At 28.7% G+C, this 20301-nt stretch carries 15 protein-coding genes; 3 read left to right on the top strand and 12 right to left on the bottom strand.

Translation table 11 applies throughout. From position 1 onward, the window contains the following. Nucleotides 1-98 precede the first annotated feature (98 nt). The 7 genes from J1C67_RS12340 to J1C67_RS12310 form a co-directional block, all read right to left on the bottom strand. Nucleotides 99-2294: a vWA domain-containing protein gene (locus J1C67_RS12340; RefSeq protein ID WP_167866572.1), complete on the bottom strand. Its 2196-nt coding sequence runs from the start codon at nucleotides 2292-2294 to the stop codon at nucleotides 99-101. A gap of 81 nt (nucleotides 2295-2375) precedes the next feature. Then, a complete protein-coding gene (locus J1C67_RS12335; RefSeq protein WP_167866571.1) occupies nucleotides 2376-3341 on the bottom strand; it encodes an arsenic resistance protein in 966 nt (321 codons plus the stop codon). A 217-nt stretch (nucleotides 3342-3558) separates the two neighbouring features. Beyond that, nucleotides 3559-5514, bottom strand: a complete 1956-nt coding sequence (locus tag J1C67_RS12330) for a sensor histidine kinase (protein ID WP_207253504.1) — start codon at nucleotides 5512-5514, stop codon at nucleotides 3559-3561. Beyond that, entirely contained in the window at nucleotides 5489-6181 is a 693-nt protein-coding gene (locus tag J1C67_RS12325) for a response regulator transcription factor (RefSeq protein WP_167866569.1), read from the bottom strand. The genes J1C67_RS12330 and J1C67_RS12325 overlap by 26 nt, the downstream gene beginning before the upstream one ends. A 774-nt stretch (nucleotides 6182-6955) precedes the next feature. Continuing rightward, a complete protein-coding gene (dhaK, locus tag J1C67_RS12320) occupies nucleotides 6956-8716 on the bottom strand; it encodes a dihydroxyacetone kinase subunit DhaK (RefSeq protein ID WP_167866568.1) in 1761 nt (586 codons plus the stop codon). After that, the gene (locus J1C67_RS12315; protein ID WP_167866567.1) at nucleotides 8700-9854 is read right to left on the bottom strand and encodes a glycerol dehydrogenase; all 1155 of its coding nucleotides are present in this window, start codon (nucleotides 9852-9854) and stop codon (nucleotides 8700-8702) included. The genes dhaK and J1C67_RS12315 overlap by 17 nt, the downstream gene beginning before the upstream one ends. 327 nt (nucleotides 9855-10181) lie before the next feature. Further along, nucleotides 10182-11213, bottom strand: coding sequence for a PocR ligand-binding domain-containing protein (locus tag J1C67_RS12310; RefSeq protein ID WP_167866630.1), 1032 nt, complete (start codon nucleotides 11211-11213; stop codon nucleotides 10182-10184). A gap of 533 nt (nucleotides 11214-11746) precedes the next feature. Between J1C67_RS12310 and J1C67_RS12305 the strand changes: the two genes are divergently transcribed. Together J1C67_RS12305 and J1C67_RS12300 are read left to right on the top strand one after the other, a co-directional pair. Continuing rightward, nucleotides 11747-12052: a PadR family transcriptional regulator gene (locus J1C67_RS12305; RefSeq protein WP_167866629.1), complete on the top strand. Its 306-nt coding sequence runs from the start codon at nucleotides 11747-11749 to the stop codon at nucleotides 12050-12052. Continuing rightward, on the top strand, nucleotides 12039-12581 hold the full coding sequence (locus tag J1C67_RS12300) for a DUF2812 domain-containing protein (RefSeq protein ID WP_167866566.1): 543 nt from the start codon (nucleotides 12039-12041) through the stop codon (nucleotides 12579-12581). Before J1C67_RS12305 ends, J1C67_RS12300 begins: the two co-directional genes overlap by 14 nt. Before the next feature lie 69 nt (nucleotides 12582-12650). On the opposite strand, the gene J1C67_RS12295 is transcribed toward J1C67_RS12300, so the two are convergent. Next, entirely contained in the window at nucleotides 12651-12932 is a 282-nt protein-coding gene (locus J1C67_RS12295) for a hypothetical protein (protein WP_167866565.1), read from the bottom strand. Nucleotides 12933-13014: 82 nt separating this feature from the next. Continuing rightward, a complete protein-coding gene (locus J1C67_RS12290; protein WP_167866628.1) occupies nucleotides 13015-15093 on the bottom strand; it encodes a YgiQ family radical SAM protein in 2079 nt (692 codons plus the stop codon). A gap of 420 nt (nucleotides 15094-15513) precedes the next feature. Between J1C67_RS12290 and J1C67_RS12285 the strand changes: the two genes are divergently transcribed. Beyond that, nucleotides 15514-16308, top strand: a complete 795-nt coding sequence (locus tag J1C67_RS12285; RefSeq protein WP_167866564.1) for an N-acetylmuramoyl-L-alanine amidase family protein — start codon at nucleotides 15514-15516, stop codon at nucleotides 16306-16308. Nucleotides 16309-16961: 653 nt separating this feature from the next. Here J1C67_RS12285 and J1C67_RS12280 read toward each other — a convergent pair. The 3 genes from J1C67_RS12280 to hypD all read right to left on the bottom strand — a co-directional run bounded on the left by J1C67_RS12280 (nucleotide 16962) and on the right by hypD (nucleotide 20202). Next, complete coding sequence (locus tag J1C67_RS12280) at nucleotides 16962-17720, bottom strand: hypothetical protein (protein WP_207713900.1); 759 nt, start codon at nucleotides 17718-17720, stop codon at nucleotides 16962-16964. A 246-nt stretch (nucleotides 17721-17966) separates the two neighbouring features. Next, nucleotides 17967-18959 carry a hydrogenase expression/formation protein HypE gene (gene hypE, locus J1C67_RS12275; RefSeq protein ID WP_167866627.1) on the bottom strand — a complete coding sequence of 331 codons (993 nt, stop codon included), beginning with the start codon at nucleotides 18957-18959 and terminating at the stop codon, nucleotides 17967-17969. Nucleotides 18960-19119: 160 nt separating this feature from the next. Further along, nucleotides 19120-20202, bottom strand: coding sequence for a hydrogenase formation protein HypD (gene hypD, locus J1C67_RS12270; RefSeq protein ID WP_167866563.1), 1083 nt, complete (start codon nucleotides 20200-20202; stop codon nucleotides 19120-19122). Nucleotides 20203-20301: the final 99 nt, after the last annotated feature.

Below are 20301 nucleotides of genomic sequence, written 5' to 3'. Positions count from 1 at the left end.
CTTTATACTATAATTATATTGTACTTCTATTTTTACCTTTGTAAAACCTATTATAAGGTATTTTTAAAAAATAACAAACCAATTTACCAATCTATTTTTTATGTGCATTTAGTTAACATGTTATATTTATCTTGTCTTATTTTAATTCCATCTATATTTTTTATACTTACATTCATTTTTTCTGATACTATCATGTTCATATTTAAATTTTTATCATTTTCCTTTTTAGGTTTTTCAAATTCTTCTTCCCATAAAAATATTGATTTACCTATTAACCCACTTGATAACCTAACTAAATTAACAAGATCCCTTTTTTTATTAAGTTCTCTTTTAACAATATATAATTCATGTCTTAAAACTTCATAAGGATCTCTAGATTCCTGTTTAAGTAATTCTTTATACTTTGCCAATGCATTTTCTTGTTCTTTCTTTTTAGGGAATTTTTCTATTTTCCACTCTAAAACTTTTGCAGTGTATATTTCACAGGCAGCAGTTTCTTCATGTACTACTTTGAGAGGTATATAAGTTCCCTTTTTATCTACTCTAAACATTTTCCTAATTTGAATTTCTTCTTTTGACATATCTACTAAATCTATTTTTTCAGCATTCCCAATTTTAAACAATTCATCTATTTGCTTTTTCACAGCCCATTGCTTGCATTCTAAAACTTCTATGTCATAGATAGCTTTAGCTAAATCATTTTTGTTTAATGATTTTAATAATCTTTTATTTGTTGCCTTAAGCTTAGTTAAATCTAAAATAGAAATTTCATGGTGTTCTGATTTTATTGTCTTTTTAATTATTTTTTCTTTTCTAAGCTTAGTTTTTAATTCTTTAGATAATTCACACCATAGTTGTGTTGTGTTTATATTACCATTAAGAATAAGATTATAATCTCTATACACTACCGCATCTAGCTTTAACTTATTAGTAGTATTTTGTACTTCTCCTTTTATTTCAACTTTAACTCCAATATTTAATTTTTTAGATCCTATTGAAAGATTTATTATTTTCCCATATCCTTCCTTTGGATAAATAAATTTATACTCATCTTCTATACTTTTACTCTTTACCCCTATTCTTTTATATTTATATTTATAATCCCAAAGAAGTTTCGACTCCTCATCCTCAAGTATTTCCTTTAATACTTCTAAAAGGCATAAAGGTTCCTCTTCTAGTGATTGAACTTTTATATTTACTTTACCTTTTTTAAATCTTTTATCCTTATTTTCAATTAGTTTATTTAATAAATTAATTACCTTTCCTTTCTCTAAGAAGGAATAGCAGTTTGCTAAAGAAGCATAAGCCCCTATATCCTGTGTTTGTGCTATTGCAACTTCTCCGCTTTCTATATCCTCATTAATAACATGATATAAAGCCAATCCATAAAAGAAGTCCTCTAAAACCTCTTCAGGCATTTCTTTTTTTGTAGCCTTTATTTTTTTATCATTAATAATAATTTCTTCATTAAAAACTACAATTATATTTTCTCCATTATTTTTCAATATTTTTATAATCTCAGGCTTATTCTTTCTAGTACTTTCATTAATAATAAAATAATCATTATTTGTAATGCTAAAATCTATTAATTCTTTATTGTTTACATCTTGAGCCATAGTTACAATAGTTTTATAATAATCAATAATTTCATCAATATGAATAAACGTTCCTGTATTTCCTCTCCTTACAAGCTCTAAAAGAAATTCTCTATCATAATATTGCCCAAACCCAATTGCATCTAAGAATATTCCTTTCTCATTACATATATCTGCAATTGCAAAACATTTTTCTTCTTCAACTATGCAATTCCATTTACTAGGCACTAAATATCCATCTGTAAATAAAACTATATGGTGCTTATCACATACACCTGCTAATGTTTTTACAATTTCTATAGATTCTTCTAAAGGCCTAGACATTACCGTAATTCCTCTTGCATACACTTCTTCCTCTAAAGTTTCATATACCTGAGCCATTCTAAAAGATATTAAATCACATTTAACTGCATTAATAATTCTAAAAGTTTCTTCATGTCCAGAATAAAGTATTACTGAAACATAGTTATTCCCGCTTTTTCTTAAAGCATCTAATGTTGACTTAAGCCTAACCTTAAGTTCTTCAATTTCGCAACACATACTTCCCGATACATCAACTAAAAGTATATGATGATTTACAGTTTCTTTAATTTCAGATACAGTTTTAATTGAATAAAAGTTACATTCCTTTGTTTCAATATCTGAAATTTGAATTTCTTTTCTTCCAATAAACTTTGTGTCTACTTTGGATACAGCCACAATAAATTCCCCCATCAAAATTTTACATTCTTAAATTTATACTCTAAAAATGTAATTTTAATGATTGAATTTTTAAAATAACTATATTACTTTAGCAATTTTTCTCCCTTTTAACAATATACTTGATATTATTAAGAGCACTGGTAGCTCTATTAATGGTCCAATTACTAATGCTAATGCTATTATTGGTTTATCTGGAAATGATAACACTGCTATTGCAAGTGCAATGGGTGAATTTCTTGCAAGTGTAGTTAAATTTAAAACTACTTTATCTTCATATTGTAATTTAAATAGTTTACCTATCCATTGTCCTATAATTAAATTTATTATAAAGAATAGTAAAATAGGTATTAATAATTTAAATAATACTTGTGGATTTGTTATAAGTAATCTACCTTGGGATGCAAACATTGTGGCTATTGCTAAATTCAAAAACCAGCCTTGAAACTTACATGCTTTTTTCGAAATAACTTTTTCAAAATAGTTTTCACCCTTTTTAGATAATATTATTTTTCTATATATTGAAGCTAAAACTAAGGGTATTAATAAACTTACAATAGTACTAGTAAGTAAATTCACTACATCTAACTTAACACTAGTTCCTCCTATTATTAGTATGTATAAAGGAAGTAATATTATTTGCAAAATAAAGTTTAATGGTAGAAGTGATGCTCCAAGTGCCCTATTTCCTTTTGCTCTGGCTATAAATATTAAATACCAATCTGTACATGGGGTAACCATTAGCATCACAAATCCAATTAATAAATCTGGATCATTACTTAAAAATACCCTTCCAAGTAAAAATACTAATATTGGTGTCCATATAAAATTAATTACTACTGTTATTGCTGTAAATTTAATATTTTTAATAGATTTCCCTATATCACTTATAGGGATTTGAATAAACAATAAAAATAACATTATTATTAAAGCTGGAATTATAACATATCCAGCTGCTAATCCAATTATATTAACTTGTCCAAGTAATACACTTATAAATATTAATAGTAATAAAATCCCTGATTGAAACTTATTTATGTCATTCATATCTCTGTCTCCTCTTCGGTCAATTAATAGTTATCATTTTTCAGTTTCCTAAATCATGTTTAGTCTCAATGTTATCACATATGATAATAATTATCAATAAGTAGAATATCTACGGAGTCCCCTTCTAAATTTATTTAAAAGAAAAAAGCCAGCATTATGCTGACTTATCTCAAAGGTCACTTTCTAATATATCTTCGCCTGTTCGTTAATTAATTCTCTAATCTTTACTTAATCCTAATTTAACTATAGCCTTAAATAAATCCCCATCAGTTTGGATAACAAATTCTCCACCTTGGATTTCTACTAAACCTTTTGCTATTGAAAGTCCAAGACCTGAGCCTTCTTCGCTTCTTGAATCATCGCCTCTTTTAAATCTTTCTGTAATTTCACCAACCTCAAAGCTTAATTCATATGCTGATATATTTTTAAAAGTTACATATGCATATTCCTCATTAGTATAAAGATCTATATAAACTCTTGTACCCTTTAATGAATACTTAACTATATTAGAAATTAGATTTTCGAAAACTCTAAACAATTTTTTACCGTCTGCATTTATATAAATTTTATTTTCAGGAAAATTAACTTTCATATCTAAATTAGCTTCTGTTACCTTTCCTTCCATTTCTGCAATGCTTTGAGTTAAAAGTTGATTTAGTTGGATTTTTTCTATATTTAATTCTACAGTTCCGCTTGTAGCCTTAGCTGCTTCAAATAAATCTTCTATAAGAACTTTTAATCTCTTTGATTTTTGATCTAAAATTTCAATATAATCATTTAAATGCTCTGGCATAACATCTTCTTTTTTAAGCAAATCCACATAATTTAATATAGATGTTAAAGGTGTTTTTAAATCATGAGAAACATTTGTTATAAGCTCACTTTTCATTCTTTCACTTTTAAGCCTTTCTTCAATAGAATTCTCTAGACCACTTCCCATATCATTTATATTTTCTGCTAAAACTGTGAATTCATCATTGCCTTTTACTTCTATTTTATAATTAAGGTCCCCATCCTTTATTTTATTAACACCTTCCATAATCTCATTTAAATATCCTAATTTACCTACTATATATAATGTAAATAATATAAAGCTAGTAACCCCTACAAATATGCCCAACCTAGAAGGATTTCTATATGGATTTAATACTGTATCAAAAATAAATATTCCCATATTCCCTATTGTTATAATTGTAAAAATAAATATTATTCTTTTAATTAACCCTATTTTTTTGCTTACTCTTATAACACTTTTTATATTTTTTCTTCCACATACAAATACTTTGCCTATAATACTATTCTTTAATATATTTCTATCTTTTATATTTTGAATAAGCAGATATATAATAGTTATATATATTACTTTTAATAATACGCTTATTCCTAATGATGTAGGCTCTATTCTTACTCCTGAAAATGTGTCTCGTGAATAATAATTATATATATTTGCACCACTATCTATTATCATTAGAAAAATAATAAACATTAACTTTAATTCTACAGGAATTTTAGAGTATTGCTTATACCTTTCATTTTCCTTATTAATGAATTTATAGCCTCTTTTTTTAGAAATAAATGTAGCCACTATAAATGCTATAAACCCTATTATTCCTATCGCTACTACATATTTTCTAGTATTATATGAAGAAGCATACTCTACATATAAACTCTTTAATTCGTCAGTTTCCTCTAATTTTTCTGGTATTATGGCATACAGACTTATATTTGTGTCTTCAGTTATGCTAGATCTATCAGCTGATCCTTTAATAAATTTTTCGTTATTTATTCTTACTCTAAATTTATAATTTTCACCTTCAATTTCCGCATATCCTTTTTCTTTATCTTTAAAGTCACTTATACTATCGTATTCTGTATTAGTATAAATTTCATTAGTTCTATTATTAACTGTCATAAATTTAATATTCTTTTCGCCCTTTAACCCTGACATCCTCTCATTATGATGATCACATTTATAAGTATTATCTATCTCATCATACATCGTCTCAGCTTTTTCACTTATATACTGTTGAAAACTGTCATTTTCATAAAATGGTTTATCAAATTGCCCCCCACTATTATCTGTCTTAAAAACTAATAACATTAATGCTATTGAAACTATAATTATAAAAAATAATGTTATTTCTCTTTTATTGTTTTTCAATTTTGTATCCAAGTCCCCACACCACCTTTAAATATTTTGGCTCTTTAGGATTTATTTCAATTTTTTCTCTTATTCTTCTTATATGAACTGCTATAACGTTATCTGCATTAAAACATGGATCATCCCAAACTCTTTCGTATATTTCATCTGTTGGAAAAACTCTTCCTTGGTTTGATAAAAGTAATTGAAGTATTTTAATTTCTTTAGCTGTCATTTTAACGTCTTCACCATCAACTAAAACTACTTTAGTTTGCAAATTAAGCTCAAGTCCTCCACATTTTAATATATCTTCAGTTTCATTATTATAATTACCTAAAGTAATATACCTTCTAAGTTGTGATTTTACTCTTGCAATAAGTTCTAGCGGATTAAAAGGTTTTGTTATATAATCATCTGCCCCTAAATTTAATCCAATTACTTTATCAGAATCCTCTGATTTTGCGGATATTAATATTATAGGAATGTTTTTTTCTTCCCTTATTTTTATAGTTGCCTTTAATCCATCTAGCTTTGGCATCATTATATCCATAATAATAAGATGAATATCTTTGGATAGCAGAATGTCTAAAGCTTCCAATCCATCATAAGCTTTAAATATATCAACACCTTCATTTTTTAAATATATTTCTATAGCATCAACTATTTCCCTATCATCATCTACAACTAAAACGTTACTCATTTTGTCCCCCTAATCACTTGTTAAAATTGTTATTTTCCCCATAACATTATTTTTCTTCCTTAATTATACACTATAATGATCCTTTCACTCATTACTTGTCCTTATAATATAATTTTTATCTTACAAATCAGTTAGCAAAAATCTTACAAAAATATGAAGTTTAATAAATATAAGTTTTAAGGCATTGTAAAATAAATAATATACTAAATATTTTTAGATTTTTAGATTTTTTTAAATTATAGCAAGGAAGTGACGTTCGTTCGCCGTTGTCTATTAGCTGACTTTATAAGTACCCTATAGTGCAAAAAAATAGGATGTAAGTATATAAATTATACTTACATCCTATTTATTTTAATATTATCTAACGCCATTATATTTAATCATTTCATATTATTATTAACACTTGTATATCTACTTAATAATTCCTTTTATTACATTATCAACATTTCCACCTACACCTATTAGAAACTCTCTATTTTCTATATAAAATTGAAGCAGTATCTTAAATGGAGGCTTTTTATATACATGTGCTGTATCATTCCTAAACTTACTTAAAATTTTATATAATATAATTTCCTCTTGTGGTAAAAAACCTTCTTTTATACATAACTCAATATAATTATACCCCTTTAGGTATCTCCAAACATGTTTTTTAAGATGACTTAAATAACCTATTGTCTAAACAATTCTTTAAACAAATATAATCTTCAAAATTAAAAATGCATGCAGAATTATTACACTGCATGCATCTTTTTATTTATTTACTTTAATATACTATTTTATTACCTTTGCAATTTCTGTGAATATTATAGCTACGCCATGCGCTCCTGCATCAGGGTAACCTAAACTTCTTTTTCCAACAGTTCCAGCTCTCCCCATATGGGCTACTATTTGTTCTGTTGCTTTTGCTCCTTTAACAGCTTCTTTAGCTGCTCTTTCAAAGGATTCTTTAATGCTATTATCTTCTTTTGCATTATTTGACCAATAATTTGCACAAGGTATTAATGCATCTATTAAAGTTTTATCTCCAACTACAGCTCCTCGTCCAAAAGAACGTTCTCCTGTAGTTTGAATTCCTAATGATGCTTTTTGCATCATTTGTGCAAATTCTGAAACTGTTAATTCAGTTTTTTCTCCTGCACTTTTACCTGCTGCTCTAAATGCCGATCCCCAAATTGGTCCTGATGCTCCACCGCAATGTTCCATTATTACTAAAGAACAAGCATTTAAGAATTTCCCAATATTCATATTGTCTTCTTCAAGGATATCTTTCCATTCTCTTTTTAACTGTTTAAATCCTTTAGCTATACTCATACCAAAATCACCATCACCAGCATGAGAATCTAATTCACAAAATGGTACTTCATTTTCAATAATAACTTCACTCATTTTGTCTACAATATAAACCATGTTGTTTAAAGTTATTTTTTCATCATTAATCTTTGCAAAACTTTCACATGTCTCTACTTCAAAAGATACTGTTTCTGATTCTTCACTATAAGTATCCAATTTCACATATTCTACTGCATCAACAGGTCCTGAAACCTTAAATGCTGGAGTATCACTTTCTTGTGATAGTAGTTCCTTTAATTGTCCATCTAATTTCATAATTGATACTGAAGCACCTTCCATATCAATACTTGTCATATAATTTCCAACAAAAGTTCTACATATTTTAATGTTTCTCTTTGCTAGCTCACCTGTAACAGAATTATTAAATAAATATAATTCTTGAAGAGGTGTTCCTCCAAATCCATTAATAAGTAAAGCAATTTCTTCCTTATTTGTACCCTCTATTTTCATGTCTTTTAATATAGCATCTACAATTCTTTTTGCTAATTCATCTGCCGTAGCCATTTTTTCTCTTTTGATTCCAGGTTCACCATGAATACCAACACCAAACTCCATTTCATCTTCTGCTATTTCAAATGTTGGAGTTCCTTTTGCTGGTACTGTACACGATGTAAAAGCAAATCCTAAGCTTCTAACATTATCAACGGCTTTTTGTGCAACAGTTTTTACATCTTCCAGTGACAGTCCATTTTCTGCTGCTGCCCCTGCAATTTTATGAACTAATACAGTTCCTGCAACTCCACGGCGACCTACAGTGTACAAGCTATCCTCAACTGCAATATCATCATCTACTCTAACATAATCAACATTAATGCTATCTTCACTTGCTAAATAAGCAGCATTTTTGAAGTTCATCATATCTCCACTATAATTTTTTATAATTAATAAAGTTCCTTTTTCACTAGCAGTAGCTTTGATTCCTTGATATATTTGAATTTGAGATGGAGATGCAAATACATCTCCACATATAGCTGCATCTAACATTCCTTTTCCAATGAACCCTGCATGAGCTGGTTCATGGCCACTTCCACCACCACTAATTAAACTAACTTTATTTCTATTAATATTTTTTTTCTTCATTACTTTATATTTTCTAAGAAATTCAATTTCTGGGTGTGCCCTAGCTATACCATTACACATTTCCATTACTACTGTTTCTGGTCTATTAATTATTTTTTTCATTAGTCATCTCTCTTTTTATCTTATGATTTTTTCCTATTTTATCTGCAGTAATAATTGCTGCCGCAACAGCCTGTGCTGTTATAGGGAATGGCATAGAATGTATTGATTCTTCTTTTATACATGCTTTTTCTGCAACTTCCATAAGTTCTTCATCAGTAATACTATCTACTCCTATATCTTCTAAACAAACAGGAAGTCCAACTTCTAAGCAGAAATCTAATACTTCATTTATTTCTTCTGTTTTTGAATTTTCTAATACTAATTGTGCTATTGTTCCAAATGCAACTTTTTCACCATGGAAATATTTATGTGTACCTTCTAAAATAGTTAACCCATCATGAATTGCATGTGCTCCTGCTAGTCCACCACTTTCAAATCCAAGTCCTGATAAAAGAATATTTGCTTCTATAATATTCTCTAAAGCTGGTGTTACTAAATTGCAATCTGAAGCTGCTTTTGCTTTTACTCCATCCATCATTAAAGTTTCATAACATAACTTAGCAAGTGCAAGTGCTGTGTTAGTTCCTATAGCTGATCCACATACCCCTTCGCGAACTCCACAAGGTAAACCTGCATTTACATTTGAATATGAATTTGATGTTGCTCTTGCTTCAAAGTATGTTGATAATGCATCTCCCATTCCTGAAACTAAGAAACGAGTAGGTGCTTTTGCAATAACTGTTGTATCAACAAGTACTACACTAGGGCTTTGTTTGAAATAAGCATAATCATCAAATGCTCCTTCTGGTGTATATAAAACTGCTGAATGACTTGTTGGTGCATCTGTAGCTGCAATAGTTGGAACAATAATTAGTGCATCACCTTCTGCAACACATTTAGCAGTATCAATTGCTTTACCGCCACCAAGCCCAATTATACAATCACATTTATTTTCTTTAGCAATTTGTTGTAATCTCTCTACCTCTTGTCTTGAACACTCACCTTTAAATCCACTTTCTACAAAAGTAATTCCAAATTTTTCAGAAGTTATATCTAATTTTTCTTTAATACGTGCCACATCATCTTTGTGGGCAATTAATAGTCCTGATTTTCCAAATGTTTTCACAAAATAACCTAGATTTAATAATTCATCCTCCCCTTGAACATATTTAGTTGGGCAAATAAATGCTTTTCTCATATTAATCTCTCCTCTATGTATTATTTAAGTTTATTGCTTTTGACTTTTTTGTTTTTTAACTTGTCTTTATTATAATATCGTTTTCATTTTTACGCATTAGACTAATATGTCAAAATATTATGATTTCAGACCGTAATATTTTGACATAAAACTATATTATCGTAATTTTTATACTTTTCAGATTATTTCATTCTTAAACTATATTTCCCTAATATATCTTTTTTTAATATAAATAATAAAAAAAATTGTCTCTTCAAATGATTTTTTATCACTTAAAGAGACAACTTCTTAGCATTATGACTTTCTATTTAGATACCTGATTATTGCCTAAATTTTCTTAAAATACTTTCTATAAATAGATGGTGTAACCCCTTCATACTTTTTAAATATTTTTATAAAATATCCTGATTCACTAAATCCAAGTTCTTGGCTAACTTCATTAACATGCATATCTGTTTCTTCTAACAGATTCTTAGCCCATTCAATTTTTAATTTTGCCAAATAAATCGAAAAATTTTCTCCAGTTTCTTTTTTAAACAACCTACTAAAATAACCTTGACTAACATGACAAATATTAGCCATATTTTCTGCTGAAATATTTTCACTTTTATTATTATAAATATAATCTATAGCTGGTTTTAAAGTTGTACTTACTAAAACTTCTCTACCATCATCACATGATTTTTCTATAATATAGGAGTCTATTATAGCATTTGATATTTGTTTTTTTACATTTTCAATATTTTTTACTGGATACCCTAGTAATGAATTAGAATCCACTTCACTCTTCAGCGACTTTTCATACATTTGTAAAATTAAATTTTTCTCTATTGATTCTTCAACTAAATAATTGCATAAATAACTTAACATATTTGCAAGTTCTTTAACTTTTTCATAGGATAATAGTGGTAATTGTTCATAATACTCTTTTAAATCCTCTAATTTCTTATTAGCTAAATCTTTATTTGAGGTTGTTACTATTTGCTCTAGTATTTTAGTTTCATTAGGATCTGATAACTTTACTTGACCTGCCATAATTGCTCCAATATATTTATCATCAATAATTATAGGTATAGCGACGTCTACTATATTATAGTGGCATAAATATATATATGGTTCATTTAACCGTATAGCTTCTAACCCACCTCTTGAATCACACTTTTCGCAATATTTCACCATATCTGAATCTGCTCTTACTTCTTCACAAAATCTATGACAAGAACTATGTTCAGTAACTGGCTTCCCTTTATAATCAACTGTAATTATTGCAGTCTTAGTAACTAATGCAATAGAATCCTGTAATTTCTGCCATTTTTTTAAATCAATTATCTTATTTAAACTTAAGTTTTCATTTTTCAGGTTTTTTCATCTCCCCATTATCTTAGGCATCGTAAAATAAATAACAGACCAAAGATTCTTAGATTTTTTCATTCTTTTATTTTATCAATTTGTCAAAAATCCCACTATGCTCTTTAGATATTTCCTCTATGGTATATTTTAATATTAGCTCTTCTATCAATGGTTTTAAGATTATTGTGAATTTAAATACTTCCGCGCATTCATCTTTAGATGTTTCTATGTGATAATATTATATTCCCTATAATGAAAAATTTCAACTTTAACACTATGTCTCTATTTTGAAACAGTTCTTCTACTCTTCTACTCCAATAATATACAGCATCTTCGCTAATTTTTCAAATATTTGCTTATCACCAATTTCTTTGCTTAATTCATTAAGGCATCCTAAAACAAATAATATTATTTGGATCAAACCTATTGAAATAACTGTTGAATACTAAGTCACGTTGTGATATAGTCAACATATAATATATCACAACGTGACATAGGAGGTGACCTTATCCTTGGAAAAAATACTAAAAGCCTTTCTCCCTATGAGTGAAACTGCTTATTATATACTACTTTCCTTAACAGAGCCTAGACATGGCTATGGAATTATAGTCCATGTTGATAAAATTACTGAAGGCAGAATTAGACTAGGTTCTGGTACTGTTTATGGAACTTTATCTAAGATGCAAAAAGCTAATATAATAACTGTTTACGCTGATGATGCTAGAAAAACAATATATGAAATAACTACTATAGGTAAAGCCCTATTACTAAAAGAAATTGAAAGAATTAAAGAATTAAACAATAATGCTATTAAATATGAGGGGTGTTTTAAAAATGAAGAAAATTAGGAGATTAAAATTTGGATGGTGTTATTCACCGGACTTAATTGAAGATTACCTTGAGAAAATGGAACTTAAAGGCTATAATCTTGTGAAAGTTGGCTTCCTTGGTTATATTTTTACTTTTGTTAAAGGCACACCAAAACATGTTAGATATTGCACCGATTGTCATAGTGAAACTACGGCTGGCTACTATGAACTTTATAGAGATGATAATTGGAAACTGGTTTATTCCTTTGATGATACTCTTACTACTAGATATATTTGGGCAAAAGAATATAATTCTAATGAAGAAAAGCCTAATATTTATACTGACTACGATATTAAGTATAACCTTGCTAGAAAATTCTTTATTCGCTATAGTGCATTTTTAATTCCATTAATACTAATCAGTATTCGACTTGTACAAAGTGATATTAATTCAGGTCCTGATGCCTATATTATTATTTCTATCCTTATGCTATTGGAATACTTATTTTTATACTATAGAGTTACCAGTTACTTTTTTAGAATCAGAAAAAATTCAATAAAAGATTAAGGAATTGTAAAATAATATTAAAAAGGTAGAACTCCCTGCTCTGCGCAAGTAATTCTACCCTTTAAATACCTATCTAGTGGCTTTTAACTCTGCGATATCCACCCAATTATTAGCCGTTGCTTGTTCTACTCTATTTAACTCTTTATTCATTTTTTCAATAGCACCTTTAATTTTAGCTATATCATTACTCATATTATCATGTTCAGCTTTATTTACTTGCGATGAATCCTCTAAAGCTCTTAATATTTGTGTGTTTTTATCAACTTTACTTTCTAATGATTTAACATCAGATTTCACTGATGTTAAATCTGATTGCATTGATTTTAAAATTTCTAATATTTCTTTATCCATTCTCAAATCACTCCCTTATCAATACATATATTATATATACTTTTTTTACTTTTGATACGTACTAATTATTGGAAGTTTTAAATTATTTCTTTAATCTGCTTCTAGCTGGTCCTCTAGTTTTCTTAGGCGCACTTACTCTAGTATCAGTTGATCTCATTTCTCCGCCTTTTCCTCTAGCCGCTCTTGCCGCTGGTTTTTCGTTGTTTCCAGCTTTACCTTTTGATTCGCCACTTTTCATTTTACCTTGTGGCTTTTCATATGTTTTCTTATCTTTATCAGTGCTAGTTTTATTTCTATTATTTTTATTCTTACCTTGGTATCCTGTTCCAGAATATTTTCTGTTACTTGCAAGGTATCTAGTTTCTTTTGATTGTATTAAGCATTTAGGTCCGTTTCCTATTAGGTCTTCTCTATCTTCTTGCATTAATGCATCATGAACTAAATTATAGTTTTTAGGATTTTTAAACTGAAGAAGTGCTCTTTGCATAGCTTTTTCTTCTTTAGTTCTTGCAACATATACTTCATCTCCACTAATTGGATCTACACCTGTATAAAACATTGCTGTTGATAAAGTACCTGGTGTTGGATAGAAATCTTGAACTTGTTCTGGTTGATATTTTGTATCTCTTAAATATTCTGCAAGTTCTATAGCTTCTTTTAAACCAGTACCTGGATGACTTGACATTAGGTATGGTATTATATACTGTTCTTTACCTAATTTTTGATTTATTTTAAAGAACTTTTCTCTAAATCTATCATAAGTATCACCTGATGGTTTACCCATATATTTAAGTGAATTAACAGCTACATGTTCTGGCGCAACTTTTAATTGTCCACTTACATGATGCTCTACAAGTTCCTTAAAGAATGTATCATCCTTATCTGCCATTATATAATCATATCTAAGTCCTGAACGAACAAAAGCTTTCTTAACCTTAGGTACTTTTCTTATTTTTCTAAGAATTCCAAGGAACTCGCTATGATCAACAACTAAATTATTACATGGTTTTGGAGTTAAACACTCTTTATGTTTACATGCACCTATTGTAAGTTGTCTTGAACAAGCTGGTTTTCTAAAGTTTGCAGTAGGACCACCTACATCATGTATGTATCCCTTAAAATCTTTAAGATTAGTAATTTCTACTACTTCTTCTAATATAGATTCTTCACTTCTACTTTGAACTGCTCTTCCTTGATGGAAAGTAATTGCACAGAAAGCACAATCTCCAAAACATCCTCTTGAACTTACTATACTAAATTTAACTTCTTCTAAAGCTGCAATTCCACCTTGATTTTCATATATAGGATGATATTCTTTAGTGTATGGAAGCCCATATACTTCATCTAATTCTTCTCTTGTAAGAGGCATTTCCGGAGTGTTTGAAACAACATATTTACTACCATGTTGTTGAACTAAAACCTTTCCTCTTACTGGGTCTTGCTCTTCATTTTGTATTTTAAAAGCTTGATTATATTTAACTTTATCAGTAGCGACTTCTTTGCATGAAGGCATTACTATATAGTCTCCATAAATCTCATCTAATTCGTCTATTATGTAAGTCGTTCCATTAACGTGTCTTATGTATTTTGCTTCAAATCCTTCATTTAATGAATTTGCAACTTCAACAATTTGCTTTTCACTCATTCCATATATAAGTAAATCTGCACCGGTATCTACAAGTATAGAATTACGGACATTGTCACCCCAATAATCATAATGAGCATATCTTCTTAAACTAGCTTCAATACCACCTATTACTATGTTAACATTTTTATAAGCTTCTCTTATTTTATTACAATAAACAATTGTAGCTCTATCTGGTCTTGCTCCCATTTTTCCACCTGGTGTATAAAGATCCTTATCTCTTTGTCTTTTACCTACACTATAATGGTTAACCATAGAATCCATATTTCCTGCATTAACTAAAAATCCAAGTCTTGGTCTTCCAAGTTTCATAAAATCCTCTGTACTATGCCAATCTGGTTGAGCTATTATACCAACCTTATAACCTGCATTTTCTAGTACTCTTGAAATAATTGCTGTACCAAAACTATGATGGTCAATGTATGCATCTCCTGTAACTAGAACAAAATCACATTGATCCCATTCTCTATCAATCATATCTTCTTTACTTATTGGTAAAAATCTATTATCTGTCATCATATCACCTTCTCTTATATATTCTTAAAGTTATATTATCTCACTAGGTATTTTCAAAAAAAATAACTAGTCACTATGCTAGTTTATTTTGTACCATACTATTTTAAATTAATAACCAATTATATTCAATGTGATTATTTTCATTTAAATGCTCTATAACTTTCCTGTTTATTGATTATAACACTATAATCACTGTAAAATATACATTTTATAAATACTTTTTATAATTTTTGTTGGATTTTGTGTAACATACATCCACATTTCTTATATTTTTTTAAATTTCGCAAAGAAAACATACTATCTTCACCTACTCTCCACATTAACACCTTAAGCTTATTTTAAAGTTAAGAACTTCTAATAAACCTATAGAACTAATGCATTCTTTACTTTCATTTATAATAAGGGGATGAGGTACATAATATGAGTAATAGAGACATAAATATCCATATAAAAAGAAAAAAATTAAGGCACCGTAAAAAAATAATAAATTTAATTACTTTCTCTTTAATATCTATTCTATCAATTACAATTGGTTTTAAAAAGATATTAAGTTTTAAAATAGGACTTGCTAATATAACATCTAAGAATAAATTTATACCTACTTCCAGCAAAAATGTTCCTTTATATAGTGCAGATGTTTTTACTATTTGTATAGATGCTGGTCATGGTGATTGGGATTTTGGCACTATAGGCTTAAATGATTCTGCTGAAAAAGATATTGTTCTATCTATAACTATTAAATTAGGTGAATTATTAGAATCTCAGGGTATTGATGTAGTATATACAAGAACCACTGATACATTGTTTTGGTCTGATAATTCTACAGAAAATTTATACGAAAGAGTTAATATTTCTAAAGATAGTGGTGCTGATTTATTTATTTCTATACATTGTAATAGTTCTGATGAATCCCATTCTTATAAAGGAATAGAAACTTGGTATAATAACGATGACGATGAAAGCAACTTATTTGCCACACTAATACAAAATGAGTTAAGTAATTTGGAATACACATCCGATAGAGGAACTAAATATTATTCTGAAGACGAACCTTTAGCTGTATTAAATAATAATGACGTTCCATCCGTACTTATAGAGCTTGGCTTTCTAAGTAACTTGTCCGATGAATCTTTCCTAACTTCTGAAAATGGTCAATCCCTTTCTGCTGAAGCTATATTTAATGGTATATTAACATATAAAGATACATTAAATTAATTTTGAAAAATGTTTTGCAATAAAGAATTATAGCCGGGTAAAACATTACTGAATGTTATTTACATAAAGAGGAATGAAAATATGACAGCTCTCCACATTACCAAAAAGAAGAAGGCCCCTTTTTTTTCCTAGAAAAACCTTCTTCTAATCAAATATTTTATTCAGTTATATTATGATTATAGATAATTTTCCGAATTTTATACAAAGAATAATTAAAAATTCAGTAGCTAATTTAAATATATTAAACAACTTTATCGTAGCTGCTATATTTATCTATAACATATGATATACTTACATTACATGGTTATTATCGGTATAATCAAAGGCTGCTCTCATAAGTATATTTTTTTTTAAAGGAGCATTTTATGGAAGCTAAACATGAAACAATACTAACTTCTATTACATTTATTATCTCTCTAATATCTACAATACATTCATTTTATAAATCAATTGATAAACTTACACTTATACTTTTATCTTTAAACACTTTTCTTTACTCTTACAATCATTAAGATATATAAATATAAAAAATATGGCCATTTATATAAGGAATCTCCAAAATTTAAATAAGCATTAACCAATATCAGTTAATGCTTATTTTCGATAGCTAATTAATTTTATTTTCATTTTTTAATAAACTCTTCAAATATATATTATCTATGCCTCTTATGGCTTTTGTGGCTTTTATGACTTCTTTCACCCTTATCACGTCTACCCCTACCATTCTCCATATTAGAATTATTATTCACATTACCATTATTCATACTATTCATAAGCATGCTCAATGGATTATTTTCCATTCCATTTTGATTTTCATCCGTCATGGGATTGTTTTGATTATCCCCCCCCATAAACATACTCAAAAGCTGATTTATATCAATTCCGTTATTTCCACCATTTGCGTTACTTCCGTTATCTCCATTACTTGCACTATTTCCAGCATTTCCATCATTTCCATTAGCTCCATTAGCTCCATTAGCTCCATTATTTCCATCGGTGCTATTGGTGCTATTGTTATTATTCAAAAGCATGCTTAAAGGATTATTTTTCATTGAATTTTGATTATTACCTTTATTAATATTTGGGTTGCTATTTTGATTTCCACCATTCATAGGATTATTTCCGCCCATTAACATACTCAACATCTGATTCATACCATTATTTTGGTTACCATTATTTTGGTTACCATTTTTTTGATTCCCACCTTGATTATTCATGTTATTTCCCCTATTACCATTCATACCGCCCATTAACATACTAAGTGGGTTATTTGCCATTCCATTTTCTTGTCCACCCATGTTCATATTACCCATTAACATATTTAATAAGGGATTTCCTCCCATCCCCCCATTGCCTTGCATTTTCCCCATACCACCGCCACCTAATAAATTATTTAAAAGCATATTTAACATTTATATTTCTCCTATTAAATTGTTCTTACTATAGTTTATTTACCCACTATGGTATTTGATACAACACTCTGCCTAATTTTTCGAATTATTTTCCTCTAATAATATTGTGTATATTACTAATTCTTTTAAGATACTACTTTAGTATTACCTCTAAATAATTTAAGCCATATAATCATTGTGTTTATTTGTTTTACGATGCCACGCATGTAAAATAAATTATATTATCTATTTTTTCACTAAATTTACCTAACATATTCTAGGTAATAACTCGCCTTGTGGCATTGGTACTATTTTCATTGCTCCAAGTTCTGTTTTTATATATAGTGCCTTTCTTTGACCTGGCACAACTTCTCCTATTATTTCAGCATCCAACCCTAATGAATGTACCCTTATAACATTTATTACCTTTTCAGCATCACAACTACTAACTATGCAAATTAACTTTCCTTCATTTGCTACATAAAGAGGGTCTATGCCTAGAATTTCACAAAAGCTTGTAACTTCTTCATTTATAGGTAAGTCTTTTTCATAAATCATAATACTTTTCCCACTACTATTTACAAGTTCGTTTAACGTACCTGCAACTCCCCCTCTAGTTGGGTCTCTCATTATTTTTATTTCTTTGCTTACACTCATTATATCTGCTGTTAATGTATTTAAAGTTGCACAATCACTTTTTATGCTACTTTCAATATCTAATTTTTCTCTTTCATTCATAATACACATTCCATGATCTCCCATTGTGCCACTTAATATTATTTTATCTCCTATTCTTATGTTTTTCATGTTTAATTCATATCTATCCTTAGTGAATTCGCCTATACCAGTTGTATTTATATATATTTTATCTCCTCTTCCTTTTTCAACAACTTTAGTATCTCCTGCTACTATTTTTACCCCTGCTTCTTTTGCTGTATCTGCCATAGATTTAACAATTTTCTTTAAACTTTCAATTTGAAATCCTTCTTCTATAATAAATGCAGCTGTTATATATAAAGGCTTTGCTCCACTTACTGCTAAATCATTTATAGTTCCACATACGCTAAGTTTCCCTATATCTCCACCAGGGAAAAATATAGGATCTATTACAAAACTATCTGTGGTAATTGCTATTTTCCCTTTAATTTCGTCTACTATAGTTGAATCATTTTGTTGTAACAACTCTTCATTATTAAAATTATTATAAAATACTTCTTCTATTAATTTATAACTCTCTTCTCCACCGCTACCATGTGCCATTGTTATTATATCCACCTTTACCCATCCCCTTTAATTACACCTTTCGCAATTTATCCTATATCCTTCCAGCTTACTACGCTTATTACATTGATTCCTATTGTGCCAATAGATCAAATCGCCCCAACCATCGCAGCCTTTCTAGCATTCCCAGTATTTCTAGCTAATACGATGCATTATAAACTATACCGCATGTCCCCTCCTGAGAGACCATACATGGTCCTATAGGGTTATTTGGATTACAATGCTTTCCAAATAATTTGCACTCTCTTGGGCTTTTCTTACCTTTTAATATATCACCGCAAATACATCCATTATTAATAATTTCTTCTTTTATATTTAATGAGAATTTTAATTTCGCATCAAACATTTCGTATTCTTCTTTAAATATATATCCTGTACCCTCTAAGTTTCCAATACCTCTCCATACGCTATCTGAAGGTACAAATACTTCATTCATAAGTTTTTTAGCAATAATATTTCCTTCTTTTTTAACAAACCCCTTATATAGATTTTCACATCTAACTTCATTATTATTTACCATATTTATTATAGAAAGTATTCCAGCTAATATTTCTGTGCTTTTAAACCCACATATACTCATAGGCGTTCCACTTTCCTTGGCTAACTTATTAAATACTTCTTCGCCTATTATTGTTGCTACATGTCCTGGGGCTATAAAACCATCTATATTAACGACCTCATTTAAAACTAAAGTCTTCATAGTATTTGGCATAGTTTTTATTGAATGTATCATAGTAAAATTATCTATTTTCTCCAACTTAGCCATTTTCAAAGTTAATGCTATTACAGGTGCCGTTGTTTCAAATCCAATTGCTAAAAATACAACTTCATTTTCCTTATTATTTTTAGCTATTTCTAAGGAATCTAAAGGAGAATATATTACTCTAATATCACGCCCTTTTGCCTTCTCATCTCTTAATGAACTTAAACTTCCTGGTACTCTCATCATATCTCCAAAGGTTGTAACTATAACATTTTTCTTTTTACTTATCTCTATTGCACTATCTATATAACTTTGAGAAGTAACACATACAGGACATCCAGGACCTGATAACATCTTTACATTTGAAGGCATCAACTTATCTATTCCATATTTATATATACTTCTAGTATGCGTGCCACACACTTCCATAATCCTTACTTCTTTAGTTGCTCTTTTTTTTATTTCTTCAAGTAATTTAAGTGATAAATCTATATTATCAAACTCATTTATTAAATTCATAATTCCCCTTTTACATATCTAAAATAGTAGTTACAAACAATTTAACATGTTCAACTTTTTAGATACCCATATAACTTCTGTTATTCTTGTAAAAGACAT

It is taken from the genome of Clostridium gasigenes, from assembly GCF_017348895.1.
Taxonomy (GTDB): domain Bacteria; phylum Bacillota; class Clostridia; order Clostridiales; family Clostridiaceae; genus Clostridium; species Clostridium gasigenes.
The sequence above is the reverse complement of the archived record's forward strand: the minus strand, read 5'-3'. Positions and strand labels throughout refer to the sequence as shown.